The organism is Pseudomonas sp. RIT-PI-o, from assembly GCF_001297215.1.
Taxonomy (GTDB): Bacteria; Pseudomonadota; Gammaproteobacteria; order Pseudomonadales; family Pseudomonadaceae; genus Aquipseudomonas; species Aquipseudomonas moraviensis_A.
This window is the reverse complement of sequence record NZ_LHPA01000020.1, coordinates 187,251-210,982: the sequence shown is the minus strand read 5'-3', so window position 1 is coordinate 210,982 and position 23,732 is coordinate 187,251. Positions and strand designations below refer to the sequence as shown.

Annotated in this window: 17 protein-coding genes; 13 read left to right on the top strand and 4 right to left on the bottom strand. The window is 60.6% G+C overall.

Annotation, left to right across the window (positions count from 1 at the left end):
- Positions 1 to 39: 39 nt before the first annotated feature.
- Positions 40 to 4,821, top strand: coding sequence for an RHS repeat domain-containing protein (locus tag AEQ63_RS09685; protein WP_082367774.1), 4,782 nt, complete (start codon positions 40 to 42; stop codon positions 4,819 to 4,821).
- 25 nt (positions 4,822 to 4,846) lie between these two features.
- On the opposite strand, the gene queG is transcribed toward AEQ63_RS09685, so the two are convergent.
- On the bottom strand, positions 4,847 to 5,920 hold the full coding sequence (gene queG, locus AEQ63_RS09680) for a tRNA epoxyqueuosine(34) reductase QueG (RefSeq protein WP_064363109.1): 1,074 nt from the start codon (positions 5,918 to 5,920) through the stop codon (positions 4,847 to 4,849).
- A 63-nt stretch (positions 5,921 to 5,983) separates the two neighbouring features.
- Here queG and AEQ63_RS09675 point away from each other — a divergent pair, with 63 nt between their 5' ends.
- From AEQ63_RS09675 to hflC, 9 genes are all read left to right on the top strand, one after another.
- Complete coding sequence (locus AEQ63_RS09675) at positions 5,984 to 7,483, top strand: bifunctional ADP-dependent NAD(P)H-hydrate dehydratase/NAD(P)H-hydrate epimerase (RefSeq protein WP_064363107.1); 1,500 nt, start codon at positions 5,984 to 5,986, stop codon at positions 7,481 to 7,483.
- Complete coding sequence (gene tsaE, locus AEQ63_RS09670; RefSeq protein WP_042607801.1) at positions 7,471 to 7,941, top strand: tRNA (adenosine(37)-N6)-threonylcarbamoyltransferase complex ATPase subunit type 1 TsaE; 471 nt, start codon at positions 7,471 to 7,473, stop codon at positions 7,939 to 7,941. The genes AEQ63_RS09675 and tsaE overlap by 13 nt, the downstream gene beginning before the upstream one ends.
- 51 nt (positions 7,942 to 7,992) lie before the next feature.
- Positions 7,993 to 9,372, top strand: coding sequence for an N-acetylmuramoyl-L-alanine amidase (locus AEQ63_RS09665; RefSeq protein WP_376779067.1), 1,380 nt, complete (start codon positions 7,993 to 7,995; stop codon positions 9,370 to 9,372).
- Complete coding sequence (gene mutL, locus AEQ63_RS09660; RefSeq protein WP_042607803.1) at positions 9,369 to 11,276, top strand: DNA mismatch repair endonuclease MutL; 1,908 nt, start codon at positions 9,369 to 9,371, stop codon at positions 11,274 to 11,276. The genes AEQ63_RS09665 and mutL overlap by 4 nt, the downstream gene beginning before the upstream one ends.
- Positions 11,276 to 12,247, top strand: a complete 972-nt coding sequence (gene miaA / locus AEQ63_RS09655; RefSeq protein WP_064363106.1) for a tRNA (adenosine(37)-N6)-dimethylallyltransferase MiaA — start codon at positions 11,276 to 11,278, stop codon at positions 12,245 to 12,247. Before mutL ends, miaA begins: the two co-directional genes overlap by 1 nt.
- Positions 12,248 to 12,342: 95 nt before the next feature.
- Entirely contained in the window at positions 12,343 to 12,609 is a 267-nt protein-coding gene (hfq, locus tag AEQ63_RS09650; protein WP_016771947.1) for an RNA chaperone Hfq, read from the top strand.
- A 12-nt stretch (positions 12,610 to 12,621) separates the two neighbouring features.
- Entirely contained in the window at positions 12,622 to 13,923 is a 1,302-nt protein-coding gene (gene hflX, locus AEQ63_RS09645; protein ID WP_042607805.1) for a ribosome rescue GTPase HflX, read from the top strand.
- Positions 13,924 to 14,019: 96 nt separating this feature from the next.
- Positions 14,020 to 15,186: an FtsH protease activity modulator HflK gene (gene hflK / locus AEQ63_RS09640; protein WP_024011368.1), complete on the top strand. Its 1,167-nt coding sequence runs from the start codon at positions 14,020 to 14,022 to the stop codon at positions 15,184 to 15,186.
- Entirely contained in the window at positions 15,186 to 16,055 is an 870-nt protein-coding gene (hflC, locus tag AEQ63_RS09635) for a protease modulator HflC (RefSeq protein ID WP_016771945.1), read from the top strand. Before hflK ends, hflC begins: the two co-directional genes overlap by 1 nt.
- Positions 16,056 to 16,072: 17 nt before the next feature.
- On the opposite strand, the gene AEQ63_RS27900 is transcribed toward hflC, so the two are convergent.
- Entirely contained in the window at positions 16,073 to 16,318 is a 246-nt protein-coding gene (locus AEQ63_RS27900; RefSeq protein WP_133247382.1) for a hypothetical protein, read from the bottom strand.
- Between the two features lie 49 nt (positions 16,319 to 16,367).
- Between AEQ63_RS27900 and AEQ63_RS09630 the strand changes: the two genes are divergently transcribed.
- The 3 genes from AEQ63_RS09630 (at position 16,368) to AEQ63_RS09620 (ending at position 20,973) form a co-directional block, all read left to right on the top strand.
- Complete coding sequence (locus AEQ63_RS09630; protein ID WP_042607806.1) at positions 16,368 to 17,555, top strand: ATP phosphoribosyltransferase regulatory subunit; 1,188 nt, start codon at positions 16,368 to 16,370, stop codon at positions 17,553 to 17,555.
- Positions 17,556 to 17,609: 54 nt separating this feature from the next.
- A complete protein-coding gene (locus AEQ63_RS09625; RefSeq protein WP_064363103.1) occupies positions 17,610 to 18,899 on the top strand; it encodes an adenylosuccinate synthase in 1,290 nt (429 codons plus the stop codon).
- 139 nt (positions 18,900 to 19,038) lie between these two features.
- The gene (locus AEQ63_RS09620; protein ID WP_064363098.1) at positions 19,039 to 20,973 is read left to right on the top strand and encodes a methyl-accepting chemotaxis protein; all 1,935 of its coding nucleotides are present in this window, start codon (positions 19,039 to 19,041) and stop codon (positions 20,971 to 20,973) included.
- A gap of 91 nt (positions 20,974 to 21,064) precedes the next feature.
- On the opposite strand, the gene AEQ63_RS09615 is transcribed toward AEQ63_RS09620, so the two are convergent.
- The gene (locus AEQ63_RS09615; protein ID WP_064363095.1) at positions 21,065 to 22,630 is read right to left on the bottom strand and encodes an ABC transporter permease; all 1,566 of its coding nucleotides are present in this window, start codon (positions 22,628 to 22,630) and stop codon (positions 21,065 to 21,067) included.
- Positions 22,630 to 23,640, bottom strand: a complete 1,011-nt coding sequence (locus AEQ63_RS09610; protein ID WP_064363094.1) for an extracellular solute-binding protein — start codon at positions 23,638 to 23,640, stop codon at positions 22,630 to 22,632. The genes AEQ63_RS09615 and AEQ63_RS09610 overlap by 1 nt, the downstream gene beginning before the upstream one ends.
- Positions 23,641 to 23,732 lie beyond the last annotated feature (92 nt).

Sequence of the window (23,732 nt, the reverse complement as noted above, 5' to 3'; positions counted from 1 at the left end):
TGCCAGTAGCACAATCTTGAAATAAAGGGACGTTTTTCAATGGCAAATAATTCATCTTCCGCTGTTCATTCAAACGCTTTCAACTTTGGTGAGTTTGTATCAGGAGGCGTTGACCCGCGCACCGGCATGTACACAAGCTCCTTTTCCTTGGGAAAGTTGCACTCGTCGGATCTTAACGGTCCTGAATTTGCACTTTCCCTGAGCTTCAATCCGCTCAACCAGGCGGACTCCGGTTTCGGCATCGGCTGGTCTTTGACCATGACCAATTACGACATGCTCAGCAAAGTCATGACGCTGTCCAACGGTGAGCGCTACAAGGCTGTGGAAACATCTACCGGTCTGAAGTTCAGGGAAATGAAGCTGCAAACGGCGAAGGTATTGGTGACCGGAGCAGGGCGCTATGAAGTTCGATACAAGGATGGTCGGCGTGAACTGCTCAAGGTCCTGGCTGGCACTCAGGTCGCCGTAGCGGAAAAAATAATCGCGGCGAACGGTGTGAGCATTTCGCTCAAGCATGAATTATTCAATCAGTTTCCCAGACTGGCCGAAATCCGTGATGCCAAACGATGCCTGCTGAAAATCACCCGCACTGAAGGTCAAGTGAAGTTGACCCGGCATCCTGACACTTCGTCCAGTTCAACCTACAAGTTGATCTTGAAAAACAGTCGGGTAACGGCCATCGAGCTTCCGGTCGGTAACGGCTGGGAGCTGGAATATGAAATCATCGATGGGGCCAGCTACTTGTGGCGCGTCGTCAACCCGTTGCGTGGCGTAGAAATCATTCGCTACAAGCGCCAGGGTCACCATTTCGTCAATGACGGGGAAAAGACACTCCCGTTTGTCATAGCTCACGATGCTTATCCAGGACGTGGCCAGCCCCGGCTTTGCAGGGCATACACATACTCCGACCATAATTTTCTCGGACAAGGCCTTCTCCCGGCCACGGACAATGATCTGGATCCGCTCTATCTGGCGCCCGGCCACTATGTCTACACCTCGGACGAGCAGTTGCTGGTGAGCGGCAAAGTCCATACCCGCATTAAACGCACCTACAACAAGTTCCATCTGTTGGTGGCTGAGGTTACAACCTGCGGCGACGCCCAGATCGCCACCGCCACGGAGTATCACGGTTCTGTCGCCAAACCTTTCAATGAGCAGTTGGCGCAATTCCGCCTGCCCAAGGTTCAGACGGTGACTTACCTCGATCGGCGCACTCAGCAGAAGCGCGAGGAAACGACCGTCACCGAGTTCGATGGCGAAGGCAACCTGATCAGGCACGTCGAGCCGAACGGGGTGACGACTTCGACGGAGTTTCATCCGGCAAGCGGAGGCGACAATTGCCCGCAGGATCCGCTGGGGTTTTCCAGATTTCCAAGGAAGAGGACGGTCACCGCTGCCGCGTCGGGCGGTGCTGCGACAGTCACGTACTACGACTATGCCCTGCACCCGGCGTTGGCAGGTGCGGAACTGCCATCCGTATTACCGATCACGGAGCGTTTTTACGAAGTTGTGGAAGGTGTTGAGGTCTTGCGTTCGAAAACCGAACGCAGTTACCTGGACGCGCCCAAGGACCCGCTCAAGCACGGGGCCACGAAAGAGCAAAGCATCATTCTGAATGATAAAAAAACCTCTACCCAATTTTCCTATGAGCTTGAGGGTGACAGGTTGCGGGTCAAGTCCAGCACACGCGGATTTGACGGCGCGCTACAGACCAGTGAGAAAGTGCTGTCGACGCTGACCGGATTACAGGTCTCTGAAATCGCTGTCGAGGGCGAGCGCATCGAGCATGAATACGATGCGATCGGCCGCGCAGTGTGCAAAACGGTTGCTTCCGGCACCCCCTATGCTGCTTCGACCCGGTGGGCCTATCTGGCTGCCAGCAAACAGCAGCCGGCTACCGTGGTGACCACCGATCCCGTTGGCGGCGAGCAAAGAGTGACCTATGACGGCCTGGAGCGGGTAGTCACCGTTCAGGAAAAGGACTGCGACCATCCCGACAAGGACGGTCTCATCCAGACGCGCACGCTTTATTCTGCCCTGCATGATTCGGTCGGTCACAGGGTGAAAGCGACGCTGACGGATTGGCGTGATGGCAAGCCGTATCCGGTCAGCACTCGCTACGAATTCGATTCCTGGGGGCAGGTCTGCAAGACGCTGCATGCCGATGGGCGTATCGAACACAGCGAGACGGATCCGGTCCTTCGCCAGCAAACCAACCGGCTCCAGGGGATGGGCAGGACACTCACCGTCATTAGCGACTTCGGTAAACCGCTCAGTGTCGAGAGCTTCAATCTGAAGAACAAGAGTCTCGGCAAGACCGTTTACACCTATGACGGATTCGGGCGCACAACCAGCGAGACAGATCCCGTCGGCAATACCACTCGATATGAATACGACGTTTTTGACCGGATAATTCGCACCGTCCTGCCTGACGCCAGTGAGGTAGTGACCGACTACGCCGAACATAGCGATGAAGGGCTGCCGATCGGCATCAAGGTCGGTGACAAAGCGTTGGGACAGCAGACCTACGATGGTCTGGGTCGTTTGATACAAAGTACCGTGGGCGGACGAAAGTCCGAGGCTGGCTATGAAGCGGGCTTCACTCAGCCACAGTGGTTCAAGAGTGCTGATGGCCAGAAAACCGAATTCACTTACTTGCGCGATCTGGGCGGTTTGCTGACTGAGCGCAAGGCGGGGGGGCTGGTCACGACCATGACTTATGACCCCGTCAGTGGCAATCCCTTGACCTGTACCGAAAACGGCAGGGAACGCCGTTTCACCTATTACCCTTCCGGGCGCGTGAAAACCGAAACGACGACCCTTGGTGCCGTCACGAAAGCAACATCCCGTACCTGGTCCCTGCAGGGGCGGCCGATCACCCATGTCGATGTACTCGGAGCCGAAAGCACATCCGAATACGATCAGCATGGTCGCCTGCTATCCACCTCGCAGGGCACGCTGAAAACCGAGTTCCACTACAACATACAGACGGGGATGCTGGACTGGACTAAAACCGAAGAAACCTCGATCAAGCGTCAGATGATCACCCGGTTTGCCTATGACGATATCGGTCGCGAAACCCGCCGTACATTCGAGATTCAGGGCCAACCCGACCAGACCCTGGAGTTGACTTACACGCTGGCTGGCAAACTGGCGCAGAAAGTCTCCAGGCGTGGCACGCAACTATTGCGTGACGAGCAATTCACCTACGATGTGCGCGGGCGTCTGATCCAGTACGACTGTGCCGGCACCCAAAAGCCCCGCGATCCGTATGGCAAGGAAATTGTCCAGCAAACGTTCACCTTCGATGCGCTGGATAACATCCTCACCGTGCAGACGAAGTTCCCGCTGGGCGTGAATCTGACCACGTTCAGTTATGACAATCCCGATCCTGTCCAGCTCAGCGCAGTCAAACATTCCCATGTCGACTATCCACCGGCAGTGACGCTGGAATACGACGCCAACGGCAGGATGATCAAGGACGACCAGGCGCGGACTCTGGCCTATGACGCCTTCGGACGTCTTGAGCAATTGTCCGGCGCAGGGGGATCAGTCATTCGTGGCTACCATTACGACGGTTTCGACGATCTGGTTGAACTGTCGCAACCCGAAAAGACAACGGTGCAGCGTTACTACCACGCAGGCCGGGTCGCCAATGAGGTGAGTGGTGAAAATTCATCCAGTGTTGTGCGTCACGGTGGCGCGCTGGTGGGCCAACAGCAATTTGGTTTGCACGCTGGCGCGCAGCTATTTGGGACCGATCAGCAGCAAAGCGTGCTGGCAACGCTGGGCAAGGAACAGCTCACCGATTGCGCCTACAGCCCTTACGGCCATCGTCCTGCCGAGGGTGGTTTGTTCAGCCTGGCGGGGTTCAACGGCGAGCAGCTGGATCCGGTGACCGGGCTGTATCTGCTGGGTAACGGTTACAGGGCCTATAGTCCGACATTGATGCGATTCCTCGCCCCCGACAGCATGAGTCCGTTCGGCGCGGGCGGATTGAATGCCTACAGTTATTGCCTGGGCGACCCTGTCAATCGTGTCGACCCTACCGGGCATATCTCCTGGCAATCGATATTGGGCATCGGCCTCAGTATTCTCGGGATCGTTGCCAGCGTGTTGACGATGGGCGCGGCGACGCCATGGGCAGTGGCGGCGCTGGGGCTGGCCGTGACTTCAGGCCTGGCGGGTATTGCCAGTGAAGTGGTCAATGAGCTGGCACCGGATTCTCAAGCAGGCGAGATACTGGGCTGGATCAGTTTCGGTCTCGGGCTGGCTTCGCTCGGTGCAGGTTTGGCGGCGGGTGCAAAAGCGGCGGTGAATGCTGGCAGGAAGATGGCTTCAGCGTTTAGCCAAGGGCTTAGTGGCAGGGGGGCAGGAAAAGCGGGGAAATATTTAAAGAGGACCGGGAAAGGCGCCAAGGCTGCGGCCAAAAAAGTCAATGCTCCTGTGGAGCCTGTGGCGGATGAACCTTGGCAATTGGTCAGGGCCACCGGGACGGATGACGTGTTCAGCGCCCCCGTCTACGATAATTATCGGAAGAAGGCAGACGATTTCTACAAACTCATTGAAAGCAATAAGTCTGCCCGCCAAGCAGCTGGGGAGGCGGGTCTTGCGTACTCGGAACTAGCCAAATACAGCCAAACCAGAAAGTTAACGCATGTTTATATGACGAAGATCACTGGAGGCGGGCATCGTATTTATCTTCTGGAGGATAGTGCAACGAGAGTTTGCAAAGTCCTTCAGTCGGGCGGCCATTGGTCTCCCGGGCAAACTTCCGCAAGAATAAGAGCGGCGGGAAATATGGATACAGCTCGGACGTGAGCAACCTGAGTACTTTGTTTGCCATTTATAGGTTTGAAGGTCTGGAGTGCCGTTCCAGTGCCCACTCCACATGTTCCCTGACCAACTCTGACGGATGATCCCGTCGCGCCTTCAACGCTTCCAGCACCGGAATCGTTGAAGGCGCATTGCCCAGTCCTACCGCCAGATTCCTCAACCAGCGCTCATACCCCGCCCGCCGCAACGGCGAGCCTTCGGTACTGCTCAGGAACGTCTCTTCATCCCATAAAAACAGCTCGGCCAGCTCGGCGTTGTCAAGGTTGTGCCTTGGCTTGAAATCGCCTTCCCCGGAGGGCTTGGCGAAGCGGTTCCATGGGCAGACGATCTGACAGTCATCACAGCCAAATACGCGATTGCCGATCAACGGACGCAGGTCTGCAGGGATGGCGCTTTTCAGTTCGATGGTCAGGTAGGAAATGCAGCGCCGCGCATCCAGCACGTACGGGCCGACGAAGGCGTTGGTCGGGCAGATGTCCAGACACGCAGTGCAACGGCCGCAATGTTCGCTGCTATGCGGTTCATCCACCGGCAACGGCAGGTCGACGAACAGCTCGCTGAGGAAGAAATAACTGCCTGCCTTGCGATTCAGTACAAGGGTGTTTTTGCCGATCCAGCCCAGCCCGGCTTGCTCGGCGATGGCTTTTTCCAGCACCGGCGCGCTGTCGACAAAGGCGCGAAAACCGAACGGGCCGATCTGCGCCTGAATCCTGTCGGCCAATTGCTGCACACGTTTACGGATCAATTTGTGGTAATCGCGGCCCAAGGCATAACGCGACACGTAGGCTTTTTCCGGTTCAGCCAGGCGTTTGGCCATTTCGGTATCGCCGGGCAGGTAGTCCATGCGCAGCGAGACCACGCGCAGCGTGCCCGGTACCAGCTCTTCGGGGTGCGAGCGTTTGCTGCCGTGGGCGCCCATGTAGTCCATTTCGCCGTGGTAGCCGGCCTCGAGCCAGCGCGCGAGGTGCTGCTCATGCTCGGCCAGATCCAGACCGCTGATGCCGACTTGCTGAAAGCCCAGCTCGCGGCCCCAATCCTTGATCGATTGGGCGAGGGCGGGCAGGTCTGTGGTGATGGCGGACATGAGGCGAGAGAAACCGGAGCTGAGGTGCGTATAATTCTGCCAGACATCGGAGCCCGAAGACGCATGCCGCAGACGAAAGATGATTTACCCGACGCGCTGTACCGCGCCGCGCAGGTGCGCGAACTCGACGCACGGCTGATTGCCGCCGGGACGCCGGGCTTCGAATTGATGCAGCGCGCCGCCCGCGCCACCTGGCGCGCACTGCTGCGCAAATGGCCGGCAGTGAATGAACTGACGGTGCTCGCCGGGCACGGCAACAATGCCGGTGACGGTTATCTGGTGGCCGCACTGGCGCTGCGGGCAGGTTGGACCGTGCGCGTACTGGCGGTCGGCGATCCGCAGCGTTTGCAGGGTGATGCCGCACTGGCCCGTGCCGAATCCATAACTGCTGGCGTTGCGGTGCAGAGCTGGCAGGCAGAGAACGAGCTGCGCGGTGTCGTCCTCGATGCCCTGCTCGGCACGGGTCTCACTGGCCAAGTGCGTGAGCCGTATGCCGCTGCCATCGCCGCCATCAATGCCAGCGGTTTACCGGTGGTGGCCGTCGATATTCCCTCCGGGCTGTGCGCCGACACCGGTCGGGAACTGGGCGTCGCGGTGCGTGCCGATCTGACGGTGACATTCATCGGCATGAAGGTCGGGCTGTTGACCGGCGATGCAGCGGATCATACCGGTGAACTGGTCTTCAACGATCTGCAAGCCACCGATGACATTTTCAGTGACATTCCTGTCTGCGCTCGACGCCTCAGCGCCGCTAATCTTCCGGCACTTGCGCCGCGCGCGCCGACTTCGCACAAGGGCCGCTTTGGCCATGTGCTGTTGATCGGCGGCGATCATGGTTTCGGCGGGGCGATTCTGCTCAGCACTGAAACGGCGTTGCGCAGCGGCGCGGGCATGGTGTCGCTGGCGACCCGTCCCGAGCATGTGCCGGCAGCGCTCACTCGCGTGCCGGAAGCCATGGCCCTCGGCACCTCGTCTGCCAATCAACTGATGGGCCTGCTGGAAAAGGTTTCGGTATTGGTCGTCGGACCGGGCCTTGGGCAGGCAAGCTGGGGTCGCGCCTTGTTGTCGGCAGCCGCCAATGCGTCGGTACCGCAGGTTTGGGACGCCGACGCGTTGAACCTGTTGGCCGGCGGTTTTGTCCAGTTGCCCAGGGATTGCGTGATCACCCCGCATCCGGGCGAGGCGGCGCGCCTGCTCGGCATCAGTACTGGCGAAGTACAGGCCGATCGTCCGGCCGCTGCATTGGCGTTGAGCAAAAAGTATTCAGCGGTAGTGGTTCTGAAAGGCGCCGGTAGTTTGATCGCGCATCCCGATGGGCGTCTGGCCCTGTGTCATCAAGGCCATCCGGCAATGGCCACGGGCGGGCTCGGTGATGTGCTGGCCGGTCTGACCGGCGCATTGCTGGCGCAAGGCATGGACGCGTTCGACGCTGCAAGCCTGGCCGTCTGGCTGCACGCCAATGCCGGCCTGCAACAAGGCAAATTCGGCCGTGGGCTGGCGGCCAGTGATCTGATTCCAGCCATTCGTCAGTTGTTGGAGGAGCATGCACCGTGTCTGAAGTAACCCTGTACCTGGCCGATGAACAGGCCATGAGCGACTTTGGCGCACGGATCGCCCGCGTGACCCAGGGCCATGGCCTGATTTTTCTCGAAGGCAATCTGGGCATGGGCAAAACCACCCTGTCGCGGGGCATCATTCGCGGGCTGGGTCATGTCGGCGCGGTGAAAAGTCCGACCTTCACCTTGGTTGAACCCTACGAGATCGGTGACATCCGCGCCTTCCACTTCGACCTGTATCGCCTGGTCGATCCGGAGGAGCTGGAGTTTCTCGGCATCCGCGACTACTTCGAAGACGACGCGATGTGCCTGATCGAATGGCCCGATAAAGGTGCAGGCTTTTTGCCAAAGCCTGACCTGACCATTACCATTGGCCCGCAAGACAGCGGGCGTTCGCTGAAAATTTTAGCCGAGGGCTCGCGTGGCGAGGCCTGGTGTGCCGCTTTGGCATTGGAATCCAATTAAATGATGGGGTTTGGTATGCGCTTTCGCGCGTTGGTGGCTGCCGCTGGACTGATGTTGATGGCAGTAACCGTCAACGCTGTGGCCGATTCAAAGGTCAACAGCGTGCGCCTGTGGCGGGCGCCGGACAACACGCGACTGGTCTTCGACCTGAGTGGCCCGGTGCAGCACAGCGTCTTTACCCTGACCGCGCCGGACCGGCTGGTGATCGACATCAATGGCGCCACGTTGGGCGCACCGTTGAACGTGCAGACCGCGAACACGCCGATCACCGCGATGCGCTCGGCCCAGCGTACGCCGACCGACCTGCGGGTGGTCATCGACCTTAAAAAAGCCGTCACCCCGAAAAGTTTCTCGCTGGCGCCGAACGCGCAGTACGGCAACCGTCTGGTGGTCGATCTGTTCGACAACCCGGCCGATGCCGCGCCGCCGCCAGCTCCAACGCCGTCGGTGGCGACCTTGCCGGCAGTGCCGGTGACCCCGACTGAGCCGGCGATCAAGCTGCCGCCAGCGCCGGCCGGCAAGCGCGACATCATTGTCGTGATCGACGCCGGCCACGGTGGCGAAGACCCGGGGGCGTCCGGTTCGCGCGGCCAGCGTGAGAAAGACGTGGTGCTGCAGATCGCTCGCGAACTGCAGCGTCAGGTCAACGGCATGAAAGGCTTCCGCGCCGAACTGACCCGGACTGGCGATTACTTCATTCCATTGCGCGGGCGTACCGAGATCGCCCGCAAGAAGGGCGCCGACCTGTTCGTCTCGATCCACGCCGACGCCGCACCGTCCGCAGCCGCTTTCGGTGCGTCGGTGTTCGCCCTGTCCGATCGTGGTGCTACCTCCGAGACCGCTCGCTGGCTGGCCGACAGTGAAAACCGATCCGACCTGATCGGCGGCGCCGGCAACGTCAGCCTCGACGACAAGGATCGCATGCTCGCCGGCGTCCTGCTCGACCTGTCGATGACTGCGTCGCTGACCTCCAGTCTCAACGTCGGCCAGAAGGTTCTGACCAACATCGGTCGCGTTACGCCGCTGCACAAACAGCGCGTGGAACAGGCCGGCTTCATGGTGTTGAAGTCGCCGGATATCCCGTCGATCCTGGTCGAAACCGGCTTTATCTCCAACGCCAACGAAGCGAACAAACTGTCTGCATCCAGCCACCAGCAGGCCCTGGCCCGATCGATCAGCAGCGGCGTGCGCCAGTTCTTCCAGCAGAATCCGCCACCGGGCACCTACATCGCCTGGCTGCGTGATTCCGGCAAGATTGCCCAGGGCCCGCGCGACCACCGCGTCGGCCCTGGGGAAACCCTGGCGATGATCGGCGTGCGCTATCAAGTCTCCCCGGCCACTCTGCGCGCCGCCAACAACCTGAAAAGTGATGAGCTGAAAGTCGGTCAGCACCTGACCATTCCCGGCACCGAACTGGCGTCCAAAGAATGAACCAGGTATTGAACACTGCGCGCATCGAGCTGCTCAGCCCGCGGCTGGCGAACCAGATCGCCGCCGGTGAAGTGGTTGAACGTCCGGCCTCTGTTATCAAGGAGCTGCTGGAAAACAGCCTCGACTCCGGCGCCAAGCGTATCGACGTCGATGTCGAGCAGGGCGGCGTCAAGTTGCTGCGGGTGCGCGATGACGGCAGCGGCATTTCTGCCGATGACCTGCCGCTGGCTCTGGCCCGTCACGCCACCAGCAAGATCCGCAACCTCGAAGACCTTGAACAGGTGATGAGCCTGGGGTTTCGTGGCGAGGCGTTGGCGTCGATCAGCTCTGTGGCGCGTTTGACCCTGACCTCGCGCACCCGCGATGCCGATCAGGCCTGGCAGGTCGAGACCGAAGGCCGCGACATGGCACCGCGCGTGCAGCCGGCGGCGCATCCGGTCGGCACCTCGGTGGAAGTTCGCGACCTGTTCTTCAACACCCCGGCCCGGCGCAAATTCCTCAAGACCGAAAAAACCGAATTCGATCACCTGCAGGAGGTGATCAAGCGTCTGGCGCTGGCGCGTTTCGACGTGGCATTTCATCTGCGCCACAACGGCAAGACCATTCTCAGCCTGCACGAGGCCCATGACGATGCGGCCCGTGCGCGGCGCGTGGCGGCGATCTGCGGTTCCGGTTTCCTCGAACAGGCGCTGCCGATCGAGATCGAGCGCAACGGTCTGCACCTGTGGGGCTGGGTCGGTTTGCCGACTTTCAACCGCAGTCAGGCGGACTTGCAGTATTTCTTCGTCAACGGTCGGGCGGTGCGCGACAAACTGGTGGCCCATGCGGTGCGCCAGGCTTATCGCGACGTGCTGTTCAACGGCCGGCATCCGACCTTCGCGTTGTTTTTCGAGGTCGATCCGGCAGCAGTAGACGTCAACGTCCACCCGACCAAGCACGAAGTACGCTTCCGTGACGGGCGCATGGTTCATGACTTCCTGTACGGCACGCTGCACCGTGCGCTGGGCGACGTGCGACCGGAGGATCAACTGGCCGGTTCGGTCACCACGGCGATCGTTCGACCCAGCGGAATCGAGGCGGGCGAATTCGGCCCGCAGGGCGAGATGCGTCTGGCCGCCAATGCGCTGCTCGAGCAGCCGCAGGCGCAACCTGCGTTCAACACGTCATCCGGTGCCAGCGCTGGCGGTGCCTATCAGTACCAATACACGCCGCGGCCGCAATCGACAGTGCCTGCCGCCGAGGCGCAAGCCGCTTACAAAGAGTTTTTCGCGCCGCTGCCAGAAGCCAATGCCAACGCGCTTCCGGCTGGTCAGGAAGATATTCCGCCGCTCGGCTATGCACTGGCGCAGCTCAAGGGCATCTATATCCTGTCTGAGAACGCCCATGGCCTGGTGCTGGTGGACATGCATGCCGCCCACGAGCGGATCATGTACGAACGCTTGAAAATCGCCATGGCCAGCGAAGGCCTGAGTGGTCAGCCGTTGCTGGTGCCGGAGTCGCTGGCGGTCAGTCAGCGCGAGGCCGATTGCGCTGAAGAACACGCGGCGTGGTTTCAGCGACTTGGTTTTGAGTTGCAGCGGCTTGGCCCGGAAACCCTGGCGATCCGGCAGATTCCTGCGTTGCTCAAACAGGCGGAAGCCAATCGGCTGGTCGGCGATGTTCTGTCGGACCTGATGGAATATGGCACCAGCGACCGCATTCAGGCGCACCTCAACGAACTGCTCGGCACCATGGCCTGCCACGGCGCGATCCGCGCCAACCGGCGTCTGGCCCTGCCGGAAATGAACGGCCTGCTGCGCGACATGGAAAACACCGAGCGCAGTGGCCAATGCAACCATGGCCGACCGACCTGGACCCAACTGGGCCTGGACGATCTGGACAAACTGTTCCTGCGCGGTCGTTGATGAGCCAGCTCCCTCCAGCGATATTTCTGATGGGCCCGACCGCTGCGGGCAAGACCGATCTGGCCATCGAGCTGACCAAGGTGCTGCCGTGCGAATTGATCAGCGTCGATTCGGCGCTGGTCTACCGCGGCATGGACATCGGCACCGCCAAGCCTTCGAAAGAGCTGCTGGCCCAATACCCGCACCGGCTGATCGATATCCTCGACCCCGCTGAGGCGTATTCCGCTGCCGATTTCCGCCGCGACGCCCTGCAAGCCATGGCCGAGATCACCGCGCGGGGAAAGATCCCGCTACTGGTCGGCGGCACCATGCTCTATTACAAGGCTCTGGTCGAAGGTCTGGCCGACATGCCGGCGGCCGATCCCGAGGTGCGCGCGCAGATCGAGGAAGAGGCTGCACGCCTGGGCTGGCAAGCGCTGCACGATCAGTTGGCGCAAATCGATCCGGTGTCGGCGGCGCGGATTCATCCAAATGATCCGCAGCGCTTGAGTCGGGCGCTTGAAGTCTATCGAGTCAGCGGGCAGAGCATGACCACCCTGCGTGAGCAACAATCTGCGCAAAGTACTGAAGCAGCCGCTTCGGGACGCCAACAATTGCCCTATACTGTCGCGAACCTGGCCATCGCTCCGGCGAATCGTCAGGTTCTGCACCAGCGAATTGAACAAAGATTCACAAATATGTTGGAACAGGGATTCATCGACGAGGTCGTAGCCCTGCGTAAAAGAAGTGACCTGCATGCCGGGTTGCCGTCTATACGTGCGGTAGGCTACCGCCAAGTCTGGGATTACCTGGACGGCAAGCTGACATTGGCCCAGATGCAGGAGCGCGGCATCATCGCCACGCGCCAATTGGCCAAGCGCCAGTTTACCTGGCTGCGCAGCTGGGACGATTTACACTGGCTGGACAGTCTTGATTGCGACAATCTGCCACGCGCCTTGAAATACCTCGGGACCATCTCCATATTGAGCTGAGTCCTTGCAATTGCCGTCTATCCTTGGGGGTGTGACGGCCGAAGCCATCTGAATTTACCTGTTTTTATTATTGAATCCTTAAAGGAGTGCGGCACATGTCAAAAGGGCATTCGCTACAAGACCCTTACCTGAACACTTTACGTAAAGAGAAAGTCGGGGTTTCCATCTACCTGGTCAACGGTATCAAGCTGCAAGGAACGATCGAGTCGTTCGACCAGTTCGTGATCCTGCTGAAAAACACCGTCAGCCAGATGGTCTACAAACACGCGATCTCGACCGTCGTGCCGGTTCGTCCAATTCGTCTGCCTAGCGCAACCGAAAACGAACAGGGCGATGCCGATGCAGCGCCGGGTAACGCCTGATAGGAGTCTCCTTTGTTCTTTGAGCGCCACGGTGGTGGTGAGCGAGTCATCCTCGTTCACTTGGATGGACAGGACCCTGAGGCGCGCGAAGATCCGCAGGAGTTTCAGGAGTTGGCAAATTCGGCTGGCGCCGAGACCGTTGCGTTTTTTAACGTGCCGCGTCATCGGCCAACCGCCAAATATCTGATCGGCAGCGGCAAGGTCGAGGAACTGCGCGACCTGGTCAAGGCTGAAGAAGCCGATCTGGTGATTTTCAATCACATCCTCACGCCCAGTCAGGAACGCAACCTCGAACGTGTTTTCGAGTGTCGCGTGATCGACCGCACCGGGCTGATTCTCGATATTTTCGCTCAACGCGCACGTACCCATGAGGGCAAGCTGCAGGTCGAACTGGCCCAGCTTGACCACATGAGCACGCGACTGGTTCGCGGCTGGACTCACCTTGAACGTCAGGGTGGCGGCATCGGTATGCGCGGCCCGGGTGAAACCCAGCTGGAAACCGACCGCCGTCTGTTGCGGGTCCGTCTGCGCCAGATCAAGGGGCGGCTGGAGAAGGTGCGCAGTCAGCGCGAGCAGTCGCGCCGTGGCCGATCCCGTGCGGACATTCCTACCGTGTCGCTGGTGGGCTACACCAACGCCGGCAAATCGACACTCTTCAACAACGTGACGAAATCCGACGTGTACGCGGCCGATCAACTGTTCGCCACACTTGACCCGACCCTGCGCCGCCTGGAACTTGACGACCTCGGTCCGATTGTCCTGGCCGACACCGTGGGCTTCATTCGTCACCTGCCGCACAAGCTGGTCGAGGCATTTCGGTCTACGCTCGAAGAGTCGAGCAATTCCGACCTGTTGTTGCACGTGATCGATGCGGCCGAACCGGATCGCATGTTGCAGATCGAGCAGGTGATGGTGGTGCTGGGCGAGATTGGCGCTCAGGACTTGCCGATCCTGGAGGTCTATAACAAACTCGATTTGCTTGAAGGCGTCGAGCCGCAGATCCAGCGCGATGCCGATGGCAAGCCGCAACGGGTCTGGCTGTCGGCGCGTGATGGCAGTGGTCTGGAGTTGCTCGAACAAGCGATCGCCGAGTTGCTCGGCAGTGACCTGTTCGTGGGGACCTTGCGCCTGCCGCAACGATTCGCTCGACTGCGTGCGCAGTTCTTCGAACTCGGAGCGGTGCAGAAAGAAGAATACGATGAAGAAGGTGTCAGCCTGCTGGCCGTTCGTTTGCCCCGGATCGAGCTGAATCGATTGGTAAGCCGCGAAGGATTGCAGCCGATGGAATTCATCGAGCAACACACTTTGCAATAAAAGCCTGAAAAAGCGGTTGTGCCGCGACGGCAGGCATTCTGTAGCATTGGTCGGCGCGCCGTGGGTGCGTCTTTGCTTTATCAGATGGAGAGCGCTATGGCTTGGAATGAGCCGGGTGGCAACTCGAATAATCAGGATCCCTGGGGTGGCAAGCGCCGCAATAACGGCGACCGCAAGGGACCACCGGATCTCGACGAGGCCTTCCGAAAGCTGCAGGAAAGCCTGAACGGGTTGTTCGGTGGTGGTAAGAAACGCGGTGATGACGGCGGCGGTTCCGGCAGGAGCAGTGGCGGCTTCGGCGGTCTGCTCGGCATCGGCCTGGTCGTGCTGGCGGCCGTCTGGCTGTACAGCGCGGTTTACGTGGTGGACGAGCAGGAGCAGGCCGTGGTGCTGCGCTTCGGCAAGTACTACGAGACTGTCGGCCCGGGCCTGAACATCTACTTCCCGCCGATCGACAAGAAGTACATGGAGAACGTGACGCGTGAGCGTGCGTACACCAAGCAGGGCCAGATGCTGACCGAAGACGAGAACATCGTCGAAGTGCCGCTGACCGTGCAGTACAAGATCAGCAACCTGCAGGACTTCGTGCTGAACGTCGATCAGCCGGAAATCAGCCTGCAGCACGCGACCGAAAGTGCACTGCGTCACGTGGTCGGTTCCACCGCCATGGACCAGGTGCTGACCGAAGGCCGTGAATTGATGGCGAGCGAAATCAAGGAGCGTCTGCAACGTTTCCTCGATACCTATCGCACCGGTATCACTGTCACTCAGGTCAACGTACAGAGCGCAGCGGCACCGCGTGAAGTGCAGGAAGCCTTCGATGACGTGATCCGCGCCCGTGAAGACGAGCAGCGTTCGCGTAACCAGGCCGAAACCTACGCCAACGGCGTGGTGCCGGAAGCCCGTGGTCAGGCCCAGCGCATCATCGAGGATGCCAACGGTTACCGCGACGAGACCATCTCGCGCGCCAAGGGTGAGGCCGATCGCTTCACCAAGCTGGTCGCCGAGTATCGCAAGGCTCCTGAAGTCACCCGCGAGCGTCTGTACCTGGACACCATGCAGGAAGTCTTCAGCAATACCAGCAAGGTCCTCGTGACCGGCAACAAGAACGGCCAGAGCAATCTGCTCTACCTGCCGTTGGACAAGATGATCCAGAACAGTTCGGGTAATGCACCGGTGACCGGTTCGGCCGCCAGCAACAACACGGACGTCACGCCGCATGTCACTGACGTGCCGCAGACGCGTACAAGGGAGACCCGCTGATGAGCAATAAATCGCTGATCGCCCTGATCGTTGGCGTCGTCGTGGTACTGGTGGGCTGGAATTGCTTCTACATCGTCGCTCAGACCGAGCGCGCGGTGCTGCTGCAATTCGGTCGTGTGGTTCAGGCCGATGTCCAGCCGGGTCTGCATGTGAAGGTGCCTTACGTCAACCAGGTGCGCAAATTCGACGCGCGCCTGCTGACGCTGGATGCACCGACGCAGCGCTTCCTGACCCTGGAAAAGAAAGCCGTGATGGTCGATGCCTACGCCAAGTGGCGGGTGAAGGATGCCGAGCGCTTCTACACCGCGACTTCGGGTCTGAAGCAGATCGCCGACGAGCGTCTGTCCCGTCGTCTGGAATCCGGTCTGCGTGACCAGTTCGGCAAGCGCACCCTGCACGAAGTGGTGTCGGGTGAGCGTGATGCGCTGATGGCTGACATCACTGCATCGCTGAACAAGATGGCGGAAAAAGAGCTGGGTATCGAAGTGGTCGATGTGCGGGTCAAGGCCATCGATCTGCCGAAAGAAGTGAACCGCAGCGTGTTCGAGCGCATGAGCACCGAGCGTGAGCGTGAAGCTCGCGAGCACCGCGCCAAGGGTAACGAGCTGGCCGAAGGCATCCGTGCCGACGCCGATCGTCAACGCCGCGTGTTGCTGGCCGAAGCCTATCGTGAATCCGAAGAGGTTCGCGGTGACGGTGATGCCCAGGCTGCAGCGATCTACTCCAAGGCCTACGGTCAGGATCAGGAGTTCTACGGTTTCTACCGCAGCCTGCGTGCCTACCGTGAAAGCTTCGCGAACAAATCCGACGTCCTGGTCCTCGACCCAAGCAGCGACTTCTTCCGTTACCTGGAAAAAGCCAAGCCTTGACACGACGTTGACCTGAATCATTCCGCCCGGCGGCTAAAACCTCGGGCGGGGTGATCCTTTCGGAAAACGTGTGTATGATGCGGCAGCCGGGAAATTCCCGGCTTTTTTGCGTCTGCATGTTTGATTGCTGTTTTTGTTGCAGGCGTCGGGTTGAACGGCCCGAGCGTTTTTCGAGGAAAGTGATGGGCGAAGCCGGTAACAGGCCTTTCGCTGCGTCGTTCATGCGCGTGCGTTTTGAACGCCCCGGTCATTTTCTGCTTCACTCAAGGCTCGCCCTCGTGCTGGCCGCCCGGATCAAAGGGGAATGGCGTAATGGCAACGGTAGACCGCTGGCTGCTGCCAGATGGCATCGAAGAAGTACTGCCACCGGAGGCGGCGCGCATTGAAGTCGCGCGTCGTCAGGTGTTGGATCTGTTCCAGAGCTGGGGTTACGAGTTTGTCGTGACTCCCCATATCGAGTACCTGGAATCCCTGCTGACCGGCGCGGGCCAGGACCTGGATCTGCGTACCTTCAAGGTCATCGACCCGCAATCGGGCCGGCAGATGGGTTTCCGCGCCGACATCACGCCACAGGTCGCGCGTATCGATGCGCACACCCTGCGTCGCGAAGGTCCGAGCCGTCTGTGCTACGCCGGCAGCGTCCTGCACGCCCAGCCCCGTGCATTGTCGTCCTCGCGCAGCCCGATCCAGCTGGGCGCCGAGTTGTACGGCGATGCCAGCCCGAGCAGCGACGTCGAAGTCATCAGCCTGATGCTGGCCATGCTGCAGCTGGCCGATGTGCCGGATGTGCACATGGACCTCGGGCATGTCGGCATCTACCGTGGTCTGGCGCGCGCCGCCGGTCTATCCGGTGAAGTCGAGCAGCAGTTGTTCGATGCCCTGCAGCGCAAGGCCATCGATGAAGTGATTACCCTGACCGAAGGTCTGCCGGCCGATCTGTCGGGCATGCTGCGCGCCTTGGTTGATCTGTGTGGCGGCCGTGAAGTGTTGAATGCTGCGCGCGAGCGTCTGGCCAATGCGCCGGCGCCGGTTCTGGCAGCGCTGGAAGATCTGCTGGCGATTGCCGAGCGGCTTTCCGTGCGCTTCCCGCAGTTGCCGTTGTATTTCGACCTCGGCGAATTGCGCGGCTATCACTACCACACCGGTGTGGTGTTCGCGGTGTTCGTGCCGGGCGTTGGTCAGTCCATCGCTCAGGGCGGTCGTTACGATGACATCGGCGCCGACTTCGGTCGCGCGCGTCCGGCGACTGGTTTCTCTACCGATTTGAAAACCCTGGTGACCCTGGGGCGTGCTGAGATCGAGCTACCGTCTGGCGGTATCTGGATGCCTGACAGTACGGATGCGGCACTCTGGCAGCAGGTTTGCCAGTTGCGCAGTGAGGGTCAGCGTGTCGTTCAGGCGTTGCCTGGACAACCTTTGGCCGCCGCCCGTGATGCGGACTGCGACCGGCAATTGATTCAGCAGAACGGGCTTTGGCAAGTATCGCCACTGGCTTCTTGAGTTTTCCTGCCGGCCATCGCCGGCACCAAGTTTGCGCGAATGAGGACAAGTGTTATGGGTAAGAATGTCGTAGTCCTGGGCACCCAGTGGGGTGATGAGGGCAAAGGCAAGATCGTTGATCTGCTGACCGAACATGCTGCCGCCGTAGTGCGCTACCAGGGTGGCCACAACGCGGGTCACACGCTGGTGATCGACGGCGAGAAAACCGTTTTGCACCTGATTCCGTCGGGCGTGCTGCGCGAAGGCGTGCAATGCCTGATCGGCAACGGCGTGGTGGTTGCACCTGACGCCCTGCTGCGCGAGATCACCAAGCTGGAAGAGAAAGGCGTACCGGTGCGCGAGCGCCTGCGTATCAGCCCGTCCTGCCCGCTGATCCTGTCCTTCCACGTCGCGCTGGACCAGGCCCGTGAAAAGGCCCGTGGCGAGCTGAAGATCGGTACCACCGGTCGCGGCATCGGCCCGGCTTACGAAGATAAAGTTGCCCGTCGTGGCCTGCGTGTCGGCGACCTGCTGAACATGCCACGTTTCGAAGACAAGCTGCGTGAACTGGTGGACTACCACAACTTCATGCTGGTCGGTTACTACAAAGAGCCAGCCATCGAGTTCGAAAAGACCCTGGCCGAGTGCAAGGAATACGCTGAGCTGCTCAAGCCGCTGATGCTCGACGTGACCGCCGAGCTGCACGACCTGCGTCGTGCCGGCAAGGACATCATGTTCGAAGGCGCGCAAGGTTCGTTGCTCGACATCGACCACGGCACCTACCCGTACGTGACCAGTTCCAACACCACCGCTGGTGGCGTAGCGACCGGTTCGGGCGTTGGTCCGATGTTCCTCGACTACATCCTGGGCATCACCAAGGCTTACACCACTCGCGTCGGTTCCGGCCCGTTCCCGACCGAGCTGTTCGATGACGTCGGCGCGCACCTGGCCAAGCAAGGTCACGAGTTCGGCGCTACCACCGGCCGTGCTCGTCGTTGCGGCTGGTTCGACGCCGTCATCCTGCGTCGCGCTATCGATGTGAACAGCATCTCGGGTATCTGCCTGACCAAGCTGGACGTGCTCGACGGTCTGGAAACCATCAACATCTGCGTCGGCTACAAGGATGCCGAAGGCAATGCCGTTGCCCCGACCGATGCGGACAGCTACGTAGGCCTGCAGCCTGTGTACGAAGAAGTGCCGGGCTGGAGCGAATCGACCGTGGGTGCCAAGACCCTGGAAGAGCTGCCGGCCAACGCTCGCGCTTACATCAAACGCATTGAAGAGTTGATCGGCGCGCCGATCGACATTATTTCGACGGGTCCGGACCGCAACGAAACCATCGTCCTGCGTCATCCGTTTGCCTGATAAGTCGTTGATGCGAAAAACAAAGGCCCCTTAATCGGGGCCTTTGTCGTTTATGCCTGTTGGACGGCATGACCTTTGCTGTGAATCTGTCTACAAGAGTGCCATCAAATTAATGGCGTCAGAAGTAGAGGGATTTAAAGTGTCAGCCGTTCTCTCACTGTTACAAAGCCGTTTGCTGCGGCCGGTGTTCGTTACCCTTGGTATCGCCCTTTTGGTGCAGGTGCTGGTCGCAGTCGCCCTGACGCGGAGCACGGTCACGGCGCTGGAAGCCGATCTGGCCGTGCGCCTGGGTGCCGACAGTCAAAAGCTCTCCGGTGAACTGGAGCAGGCCGGGCGTGAAGTGACCTCGAGTCTTGATGCGTTATCGGCCAGCACTCGTCAGCGCCTGACCGCCGGTTTGTCTGCCCGCCTCAAAGAAGAGCAGGCGCAACTACGGGCGACCCTCGAAAAGGATCTCAAGGATTCGGCCAACGACATGGCGCAGTTGCTTGCATCCGTAGCGCCGCGTGCCATGTGGGACAGCGACGTACCGACGCTGTCGGAGTTCGCCCGCCGTGCCCAGCGCAACCCCAACGTGCTGTTCGTGGTGTACGACGACGCCACCGGCCAACATCTGACTCGTTATCTCAATCGCGAAAACCCGATCAACAAGGCCTTGCTGGAAAAAGGCCAGGGCGAGCGTGCGCTGGACAAAGTGCTGGATGCGGCGAAGAACGACCCCTCGGTCTACTACCTCGAAGCCTCGATCAATCCCAACGGCGTGGAAATCGGCAAGGTGCTGATGGGTGTTTCCACGGCGTCGGTGGAAACCGATCTGGCCGAGCTCGACAAGCGTTTCCTTGCGCTGATTGCCAGCAGCGATCAACTGGTCGGCGACAGCCTCAAAGGCGCTGCCGCGGACAGCGCCATGGCTATGCAGGCACGCCTGCAATCGGCACAGGCCACCGCTGGCGAAATGAAAGCCAACACCGCACAGACCGTTCAAGAGGCGGCTGCGACATTACGCTGGCGCATCGGCCTCGGCCTGGCGCTGGTCGGTTGCGGCGTGCTGCTGTTGCTGGCGGTGGTGCTGGGTCATCGGGTGGTCAATCGCCTGAAAATGCTCAACGCGGCGATGGATGATCTGGCGGCAGGCGAGGGCGATCTCACCAAGCGTGTGCAGATCAACAGCAAGGATGAGATTGGCGACATGGCATCGGCGGTCAATCGCTTCGTCGACAAGTTGCAGCCGATCGTGCGCGAGGCGGGCGACGTCGCTCAGCGCACCGGCGTGGAAATCGGTGCGATGACCTTGCGCAATGCCGGCGCCGATGCGGCTGCCGGGATGCAGCGCGATGAGGTCGCAGAAAGCCTGCGCGCTCTGTCGCAAATGGCCGACGAGGCGCAGTCGGAAAGTCAGGCGATGCAGGCGGCGCTGAAGCAGGTTGTCGACATTCGCCAGGCCACTGATGAGAACACTCGTACTTCCGCCAAAGTCGGCAGCCTGATTGAGGCACTGGCAGGGCAGGTCGATACCGGAGCGAAAGTCATCGAGCGGCTGGCGCAGCAGAGCGAACAGATCGAAGTGGTGCTGACGGTCATTCACGGCATCGCCGAGCAGACCAATCTGTTGGCGTTGAACGCAGCGATCGAGGCAGCGCGGGCCGGTGAGACTGGACGTGGATTCGCTGTGGTCGCAGATGAAGTGCGTGCCCTGGCGAGCAAGACGCAAAGCTCCACCGGCGATATTCAGGCGCACATCGTCGCTCTGCAGCAGGGCGCGCGTGAAGCGGTCGAAGCGATTGGCCAGGCCGGACGGCAGGCCAGCGAAGGTTTGCTGGTATTGCGCGACAGTGCGCGGTTGCAGCAGTCGGTGCAGGCATCGGTTGAGCAGGTGCATGCGGCGATCGGTCTGGCGACGCAAGCGGCAGCGCATCAGGCGCAGGGCGCGCAGGCAGTGCGGGGGCGTGTCGAGACGATCCATGCACAGGCCGAAAAAGCGGCGCAGGCAGTGGTGGAAACCACGGCCAGTGGCAAGGTGCTGGATGGTCTGGCGGCGCAGCTGAAAGCCAGCCTGGGGCAGTTCCGCGCTTGATGTTGGCTGGGCTGGCCGTATCGCGAGCAGGCTCACTCCTACATTTGGAATACGTTCCCCTATAGGAGTGAGCCTGCTCGCGATAGCTGTTTCAGCGGCTCAAATACATCCGCGTCGTTAGCAGATATACCGGCAGTCCGGAGACCAGAATCAACAACGCCGCATACGGCGCCGCTGCCGCAAACTCGACATTCGCCGTGTGCGCCCAGACCTCTGTCGCCAGCGTATTCAGTCCAGTCGGACTGAGCAGCAACGTCGCCGTCAATTCCTTCATCGCATCGAGAAACACCAGCGCAAACGCCGCGCCCAGTGCCGGGAAAATGATCGGCAGGGTCACCCGGCAAAACGCCGTGAACGACGACGCGCCCAGCGTACGCGCCGCTTCTTCCAGCTGCGGTGCAGCCTTGTTCAGCGCGGTACGGATCGGCGCTTGCGCCAGTGGCAGGAACAGCAGCGCATAGGCGATCAGCAACAAGCCCGACGTCTGATACAGCGCCGGCACGTAATGCAGGGCGAAATACACCAGCGTCAACGCAATCACCAGTCCCGGCAGCGCGTGCAGCAGATAAGGCAAGCGTTCGGCCCAGATTGCCAATTGGCCTTTATAGCGCACCACCAGCAGTCCGACCGGAACCGCCAGCACCAGGCACAACGCCGCGCCGCCCAGTGACAATGCCAGCGACGACAACAACGCCTCGCTGATCGCTGCTACCGGGAACGCTGCTGACGAACCGACCGCCAGCCAGTACGCCAACATTCCCAACGGAATTCCGCTGCCGATGATCGCCAGCAACAGGCAATACAACTGACCGAGCGCAGCCCACGGCCCAAGCTGTACTTGTTCGGCCTGTCGGGCTGCGCCCTGGCCGGTGCGCACATGCCGGCCCTTACCGCGCACGCGCAACTCCAGCCACAACAAGAGCAGACACAGCGCCAGCAACACCGCAGAAAGCATTGCGGCATTGGCGTTGCTGAATTCCAGTTCGAATTGCTGGTAGATCGCCGTGGTAAACGTCTGCAGGCCGATGATCGACAGCGCGCCGAACTCCACCAGCATGTGCAGGGCAATCAGCAACGAGCCGGCCAGCAGCGATGGCCACAGCAGCGGCAGGGTGACGCGGAAAAACACGCCCCAGCGATTCTGCCCCAGTGTACGGGCGGATTCTTCGAGGGAGGGATCGAGATTGCGCAGGGTCGCGGCAACCGGCAGAAAGATCAGCGGATACTTCGACAGGCTCATCACCAGTATCGCGCCGCCGAGGCCTTCGAACTGCGCACTCAGCGACACCCAGGTGAAGCTGCTGACAAACGCCGGCACCGCGAACGGCAGGCACAGGATCACGCCCCACAGGCGTCGACCCGGCAGATTGCTGCGTTCCAGTAGCCATGCCAGTGACAGGCCGATCACGCCGCAGGTAATCGTCACGCCGATCATCAGTGCCAAAGTATTGCGCAACAGGCCAAACACATACGGGCGCCACAACAAGTGCAACGCCTCGGCCCAGCCGGCCTGCCAGGCTTTCACTCCGACGTAGGCCAGGGGCAACAGGCTCAATACCACCAGTAGCAGAACCGGCAGCACCAGCCAGATCGACGGCCGTTTGCGTCTTGGCACATAACCCCCGCGCGCGGCGGGGGCCGATAACGATGCTGCCATCAGTTCAGGCCAACTTCGCGTTCCAGCTCCAGGGCTTCTTCAGCATTGCCCAGATCCGCCGGAGTGACGTTCGGCGCTTCCAGTTCGCTGAATGGCTTGAGGCCGCGATCCGATTCCATGCCTTTGTGCAGCGGGTATTCGGCGGTGGTTTGGGTGATCACGCGCTGGCCTTCTTCGCTGGCCATGAACGCGAGGAATTGCTGGGCTTCTTTTGGATGTTTGCTGGATTTGAGAACCGCAGCGCTGGACACGGTGATCAAGCCGCCAGCGTCGCCGCCGGTGAAATAATGCAGTTTGGAGTCGAGCTTGCCTTTCTCGCGCTGCAGGGCGAACCAGTAATAATTGTTCACCAGCACCGTGGCGACTTCGCCGTTCTCCACGGCTTTGAGCGCGACCATGTTGTTGCTGTAGGTCTTGCCGAACGCGCGCAGACCGGTCAGCCATTCTTCGGCAGCGTCGCGACCGTGCAGTTTGATGATCGCAACGGCCTGCTCCTGGAAGGCGCCGCTGGTCGGAACGAAACCGACTTTGCCCTGCCATTGTGGCTCGGAGAACTCCATGACCGATTTCGGCAGGTCTTCTTCATCGATCAGTTTCGGGTTGAACGCTACCACGCGCCCCCGGGCGGTAACGCCGATCCAGGTGCCGTTGGCCGCTACATATTTTTCCGGCAGAACCGCCAGTGTGGCGTCATCGGCCTTGGCCAGCAGGCCCTGTTCGCCGAGGTTGTTCAGCGGCGGCGACTCTTCGGTGTAGATCACATCGGCGGGGGAGCGGTCGCCTTCTTCGATGATCTGACTGGCGAGCTGGTTGCTGCTGCCTTTGCGCACGTTGACGTGGATGCCGGTCTTGGCCTCGAAAGCCTTGGCAATCGCATCGCCGACTTCCTTGTGCTGGCCGTTGTAGAGGGTCAGGGAAACCGCATCGGCAGCCTGGGTGAGGGGAGTGGCGAGCGCCAGGCCGAGGAGGGTGAAGGTCAAGCCTCGGCGCAGGGTATTTCGAAACGTCATTCGCAGGGTTCCTCACTGTCGCATTGCAAAAACTTGCAACAATGATAAACGATATTGTTTCTCAAGTGCGGCTTGTGCGGGACAAGGGGGTC